At 69.8% G+C, this 7,273-nt stretch carries 1 protein-coding gene; it reads left to right on the top strand.

What is annotated here, in order from left to right; translation table 11 throughout:
- Window positions 1–109 precede the first annotated feature (109 nt).
- A partial coding sequence (locus tag ACFPZI_RS25425) for an SDR family NAD(P)-dependent oxidoreductase (RefSeq protein WP_381367268.1) occupies window positions 110–7,273 on the top strand: 7,164 nt, incomplete at its 3' end.

Genomic DNA, 7,273 nt, shown 5'->3' with positions numbered 1-7,273 from the left:
GACGTTCCTGGAGCTGGGCCCGGACGGGGTCCTCTCCGCCATGGCACGCGAGTCGGTACCGGACGAGGCCGTGACCGTGCCCGCCCTCCGTAAGAATCGGTCTGAGGAGTTGTCGGTTGTCGCGGCTCTGTCCCAGTTGCATGTGTGTGGTGCGGTGGTGGACTGGGCGCGGTTCTTCGCGGGGACCGGGGCGTCGCGGGTGGATGTTCCGACGTACGCCTTCGAGCGTCAGGTGTTCTGGCCTCGGAGTCTGCGGGGCGGCGCTGATGATGCGGTGGCGGTCGGGCTGGTGTCGGCCGGTCATCCTCTGCTGAACGGTGTGGTGGAGCTGGCTGAGGACGATGGTGTGCTGTTCACCAGTCGTCTGGCGGTGCAGTCGCATCCGTGGCTGGCCGATCATGCGGTGATGGGCCGGGTCCTGGTGCCGGGGACGGCGTTGCTGGAGCTGGCGATCCGGGCCGGTGACGAGGTCGGTTGCGATCACGTCGAGGAGCTGACGCTGGCTGCGCCGCTCGCTCTTCCGGAACACGGCGCGGTTCAGGTGCAGGTACGCGTGGGTGTGGCGGACGATTCGGGACGCCACACGGTCGCGATCCACTCGCGCCCTGAGGGCGAGACGGAGTCGCCGTGGACGCAGCACGCCGCGGGTGTACTCGTCGACGGCTCGCGGGCCGGGGCTTCTGCTGCTGAGTTCGACGTGGCTGTGTGGCCGCCGACGGGTGCAGAGCCGGTGGACCTGGACGGGTTCTACGAGGCCCGAGAGGCCGAAGGCTTTGCTTATGGCCCGGTGTTCCAGGGTCTGCGGGCCGCGTGGAGCCGGGACGGGGAAGTCTTCGCCGAGGTGAGCCTGCCGGAGGGTGAGCAAGGCGACGCGGAGGTGTTCGGTCTGCATCCCGCTCTGCTGGACTCGGTGTTGCATGCGGGATGGTTCCTGGGCTCGTCGGTTGAGGCGGGTGGTGTGCCGTTCTCGTGGAGTGGGGTGTCGCTGCTGGCGTCGGGTGCTTCCGCGGTTCGGGTGAGGCTGGCGCGTGGGGTCGATGGTGTGTTGTCGATCGCGGTGGCGGATCTGTCGGGTGCGCTGGTCGCGTCGGTGGAGTCGTTGGCGATGCGTGCGCTGTCGGCGGAGGGTGTGAGTGGTGATGCTGGGCTGACGAAGGACGCGTTGTTCCGGCTCGACTGGGTGACGATGCCGGCGCCTGGGTCTGCGTCTGCGGCACCCGTGGAGGAGCCGCGGAGGTTTGCGGTGGCGGGCGAGGACATATTCGGCCTGGCCGAGGCCCTTCGGGACGCGGGTGCTGAGATCGAACTCGCGTCAAGCCCCGGCGCGTTGGCGGTTGATGGGGCATCGGTGCCGGGTGTGGTTCTGATCCCGGTGGCTGGGGATGCGGCTGCTGATGTGGTTGGTGGTGTGCATGCGTTGACGCATCGGGTTCTGGAGCGGATTCAGGAGCGGTTGTCGGACGAGGGGTTCGCGGAGTCCCGCTTTGTCTTCGTGACGCGGGGTGCGGTGGGCGGCCAGGACCTGGTGGCCGCGGCGGCGCGGGGTCTGGTGCGGTCGGCGCAGTCGGAGAATCCGGGCTGCTTCGGTCTGGTGGACCTGGATCCGGCGGGGCCGGTTGACCTGCCCTTGTCGGCGTTGGGTGCGGATGAGCCGCAGTTGATGGTGCGGGACGGCAGCGTTCTGGCCGGGCGGCTGGTGCGCCGGTCGTCTGCGGATGAGGACATGAGCCCGGAGTGGGGTGGCGGTGAGGGCAGTGTTCTGATCACGGGTGGTACGGGTGGTCTGGGCGCGGTGATGGCCCGCCACCTGGTGGCGGAGCACGGTGTGCGCCGTCTGCTGCTGGTGAGCCGCCGGGGCCTCGGTACGAACGGGACCGAAGCGCTGGTGGACGAGCTGGAGCTGCAAGGCGCGGAAGTCCGGGTCGCGGCCTGTGATGTCTCGGACCGGAGTGCGCTCTCGGACCTGCTTGCCGAGCACAGGGTGTCCGCCGTGATTCATGCAGCTGGTGTGCTGGATGACGGTGTGGTGGGTTCGTTGACGCCGGAGCGGCTGGATGGGGTGTTGCGTCCGAAGGTGGATGCGGCGTGGCATCTGCATGAGTTGACGCGTGATCTGGATCTGTCGGCGTTTGTGGTGTTCTCGTCGGTGGCGGCGATGTTCGGCAGTGCGGGGCAGGGTAATTACGCGGCGGGCAATGCCTTCCTGGATGCGCTGATGGAGCGTCGTCGGGTTGAGGGGTTGCCGGGTGTGTCGCTGGCGTGGGGTCCGTGGGAGCAGTCCGGTGGGATGACGGGTGCTTTGGCGGAGGCTGATGCGGAGCGGATGGCGCGTGCGGGTGTGCCGGCGTTGTCGGTGGAGCTGGGGGTGGCGCTGTTCGATGCGGCGTTGGCTGCGGGTGATGCTGTGGTGGCGCCGGTGCGGCTGGATCTTGCGGTGTTGCGTGCGCTGGGTGATGTGCCGGTGCTGTTGCGGTCGTTGGTCCGGGTGCGGTCGCGTCGTGCGGCTGCCGCGGCGGGCGGTGCGGCCGCGGGTCTGGTGGAGCGGTTGTCGGTGCTGACGGTCGTGGAGCGTCAGGAGGTGTTGCTGGATCTGGTATGTGGGCAGGTCGCTCTGGTGTTGGGGCATGCCGACGCCAACGCGGTCAACCCCGAGCGTGCTTTCCGTGAGCTGGGCTTCGACTCACTCACCGCGGTCGAACTCCGCAACCGGCTCAACACCGTGACCGGGCTGCGGCTGCCCGCCACGCTGGTCTTCGACTACCCGACCGTGCGGAGCCTGGTCGGATACATCCTCGAAGAACTGCTCGGTGCGGATGCGGCTGTGGCACTCCCCATCGCGGCGCCTGCGCGGTCAGTGGCGGATGACCCGATCGTGGTCGTGGGGATGAGCTGCCGCTATCCGGGCGGCGTGACCTCGCCCGAGGACCTGTGGCGACTGGTCACCGAAGGCGCGGACGTCATATCCGGCTTCCCGACCAACCGCGGCTGGGATGTGGACGGCCTCTTCGACCCGGACCCCGATCACAAGGGAACGTCCTACACCCGCTCGGGCGGCTTCCTGCACGACGCGGGTGAGTTCGACCCGGCGTTCTTCGGGATGTCGCCGCGCGAGGCGCTGGCGACGGACTCGCAGCAGCGGCTGCTGCTGGAGACGTCGTGGGAGGCGATCGAGCGGGCCGGGATCGACCCGGTGTCGCTCAAGGGCAGCGCGACCGGTGTGTTCGCCGGTGTGATGTACAACGACTACAGCGCGGTGCTGGCCGCCCCCGAGTTCGAGGGCTTCCGCGGCAGTGGCAGCTCGCCCAGCCTGGCGTCGGGCCGGGTGTCGTACACCCTGGGCCTGGAGGGTCCGGCGGTGACGGTGGACACGGCGTGTTCGTCGTCGCTGGTGGCGATGCACTGGGCGATGCAGGCGCTGCGCAGCGGTGAGTGCTCGCTGGCCCTGGCCGGCGGCGTGACGGTGATGTCGACCCCGACGGTGTTCGTCGACTTCGCCCGGCAGCGCGGCCTCGCTCCCGACGGCCGGTGCAAGGCGTTCTCCGAGTCCGCCGACGGTGTCGGCTGGTCCGAGGGCATCGGCATGCTCGTGCTGGAACGCCTCTCCGACGCGCTGCGCAACGGTCACGAGATCCTGGCCGTGGTGCGCGGCAGCGCGGTCAACCAGGACGGCGCCTCCAACGGTCTGACCGCGCCCAACGGCCCCTCGCAGCAGCGCGTGATCCGCCAGGCGCTCGCCAGCGGCGGCCTGTCGGCCGAGGACGTCGACGTCGTCGAGGCGCACGGCACCGGCACGTCGCTGGGTGACCCGATCGAGGCGCAGGCGCTGCTGGCGACGTACGGACGCGACCGCGACCCGGAGCAGCCGCTGCTGCTCGGCTCGGTGAAGTCGAACATCGGCCACACACAGGCCGCCGCCGGTGTGGCGGGCGTGATCAAGATGATCATGGCGATGCGCCACGGTGTGCTGCCGCAGACCCTGCACGTCGACGCCCCGTCCTCGCACGTGGACTGGACGGCGGGTGAGGTTGAACTGCTGACCGAGTCGACCCCCTGGCCCGAGACCGGCCGCCCCCGCCGCGCCGGCGTCTCGTCGTTCGGGATCAGCGGTACGAACGCGCACGTCATCCTGGAGCAGCCGACGAACGTCATCCAGGGAACCGTCCTTGACAGTACGGATGCCTCCACGGCCGAGCTTGATGCAAGCCCGTGGGTGCTGTCCGGCAAGACGCCGGAGGCGCTGCGCGGCCAGGCCGCCAAGCTGCTGGCCTCGATGGAGGGTCGGCCGGAGCTGCGGCCGGTGGATGTCGGGTATTCGCTGGCGACGGGCCGGTCGAAGTTCGAGCACCGCGCGGTGGTGCTGCCGGACGGCTCCACTGATGCGGTACGAGCCCTCGCAGCCTTGGCGTCCGGTGCTCCGGATGCCTCAGTGGTGTCGGGTGCGGTCGTTGCTGACAGGTCGGCGGTGTTGTTCTCGGGTCAGGGTTCGCAGCGGTTGGGGATGGGCCGGGAGCTTTACGGCCGGTTCCCGGTGTTCGCGGAGGCACTGGATTCCGTACTGGTGCTGTTGGACGGCGAGTTGGGCCGTTCGTTGCGTGGGGTGATGTGGGGCGAGGATGCGGAGCTGTTGAACGAGACGGGCTTTGCTCAGCCGGCGTTGTTCGCCATCGAGGTGGCGTTGTTCCGTCTGGTGGAGTCGTGGGGTGTCAAGCCCGACTTCGTGGCGGGGCATTCGATCGGTGAGATCGCGGCGGCGCATGTGGCGGGGGTGTTCTCGCTGGAGGACGCGGTCCGTCTGGTGGTGGCGCGGGCGCGGCTGATGCAGGCCCTGCCGGCCGGTGGTGCCATGATCGCGGTGCAGGCGACCGAGGACGAGGTCCTGCCGCTGCTGGTCGACGGTGTGTCGATCGCGGCCGTCAACGGCCCCTCGTCCATGGTCATCTCCGGTGACGAGCAGGCGGCCTTGAAGGCTGCGGCTCAACTCGCTGAGCTGGGCCGCAGGACGACGCGTCTGCGCGTGTCGCATGCCTTCCACTCGCCGTTGATGGATCCGATGCTGGAGGAGTTCCGGGCGGTCGCGGAGGGCCTGTCGTACGCCGAGCCGGTCATCGCGGTGGTGTCGAACCTGACCGGCGGGATGGCGTCGGCCGAGGAGCTGTGCTCGCCCGGGTACTGGGTGCGCCACGTCCGTGAGGCCGTGCGTTTCTCCGACGGCGTGCGGACCCTTGGCGTGCAGGGTGTGACGACGTTCCTGGAGCTGGGCCCGGACGGGGTCCTCTCCGCCATGGCGCAGGAGTCCGTGTCCGAGGGGGCCGTGACCGTACCGGCACTGCGCAAGGACCGGGCTGAAGGTTCGACGGTGCTCGCGGCCCTGGCTCAGCTGCACGTGCGGGGTGTTCCGACAGAGTGGACGACGTTGTTCACCGGAGCGCGGCGGGTCGATGTACCTACCTACGCCTTCCAGCGCCAATGGTTCTGGCCGGCCGGGCCGCTCGGCGGCTCTGGGGACGTACGCGCCGCCGGACTGGAATCCGCCGAACACCCGCTCCTGGGTGCCACGGTCGAACTCGCCGGAATCGAAGGCGCGCTGGTCACTGGCCGACTGTCCGTTCAGGCACAGCCGTGGCTGGCCGACCATGCGGTGATGGGCCAGGTTCTCCTTCCGGGGACGGCTCTGCTGGAGCTGGCGATCCGGGCGGGTGACGAGGTCGGCTGCGACCGCGTCGAGGAGCTGACGCTCGGTGCGCCGCTGGTCCTTCCCGAACACGGTGCCATTCAGGTGCAGGTAGCGGTCGGCACCCCCGACGAGTCGGGCCGGCGTTCCGTGGAGATCCACTCTCGCCCCGAGGGCGCGGAGTCGCCGTGGACGCAGCATGCCTCGGGTGTGCTGGCGGTCGGTGGTCAGGCGTCCGTTGATGACTTCGATGCGACGGTGTGGCCGCCTGCGGGCTCGGAGGCGCTGGATGTCGAGGGTTGCTACGAGCGTTTCGCGGAGCTGGGCTTCGCTTATGGTCCGGTGTTCCAGGGCCTGCGGGCCGCCTGGCGGCGCGACGGCGAGGTCTTCGCCGAGGTGGGTCTGCCGGAGAGTGCGCAGGGGGATGCGGCCGCGTTCGGTCTGCACCCCGCCCTGCTGGACTCCGCACTGCACGCCTCTCTGCTCGCCGGTGAGGCGAGTGGCGAGGGCGGTGGTGGTCTGCCGTTCTCGTGGGAGGGTGTGTCGCTCGTAGCGTCGGGTGCTTCCGCGCTGCGGGTGCGGATCGCTCCGGTCGACGGCCGGGATGCGGTGTCGATCTCCGTGGCCGATCTGTCCGGGGCGCCGGTTGCCTCGGTCGACTCCTTGCTCGTACGCGCGGTGTCGAACGAAGAGTTGACCGGCTCTGCCGATGGGAGCGCGGACTCGCTGTTCGGTCTGCGGTGGATGCCCGTGACGGCAGCGTCCGATGGGGACGCTCCGGGTTCGGTCGTCGTCCTCGGTCCGGATGAGTTCGGACTCGCTGACACCCTGGCGGAGTCCGGTACGGATGTGCAGACGTACGCCGATCCGGCGTCGCTGGCGGCAGGGGAGTCCCCGATCCCGGGCACTGTGCTGGTGAGCATCGCCAGTGCGGACAAGGGCGAGGGCGATGTCGTGGAGTCGGTCCACGCGCTCACTGCTGAGGCACTGGCCCTGGTGCAGGGCTGGCTGGCCGAGGAGCGGTTCGCCGGCTCGCGGCTGGTGTTCGTCACCCGGGGCGCCGTGGCCGTGGACGGTGGCACGGTCGCCGACCTGGCGGCGGCCTCCGTATGGGGTCTGGTGCGGTCCGCGCACTCGGAGAATCCGGGCAGCTTCGGACTGCTGGACCTCGCCACCGGCGCACCGTCCTCGTCCGCACTGCGAAAGGCGCTCGGCTCCGATGAACCGCAGCTGATCGTCAGCGACGACGTCGTCCGCGCTGGACGACTGATACGCGTCTCTGCCTCCGTCTCCGGGGACGAATCCGGGAACGAGAGTGAGAACGAGAACAACACGGCTCTGACCGGGGACGGCACGGGCACGGTCCTGATCACCGGTGGTACGGGTGGTCTGGGCGCCGTGCTGGCCAGGCATCTGGTCGCGGAACGCGGCGTGCGTCACCTGCTGTTGGCCAGCAGGCGGGGCGCCGAGGCGCCTGGTGCCGCCGAGTTGGTCGAGGAGCTGGCCGCGCAGGGAGCGGCGGTCACCGCCCTGGCGTGCGACGTCGCGGACCGGACCGCCGTGTCCGAGCTGCTGGCCGGTGTGTCTGTGGAGCATCCGTTG

Origin of the sequence: Streptomyces chlorus (genome assembly GCF_042655885.1) — a bacterium.
Lineage (GTDB): Bacteria > Actinomycetota > Actinomycetes > Streptomycetales > Streptomycetaceae > Streptomyces > Streptomyces chlorus.
Note: the sequence above shows the minus strand (reverse complement) of the source record. Positions and strands in the feature narration are given on the sequence as shown.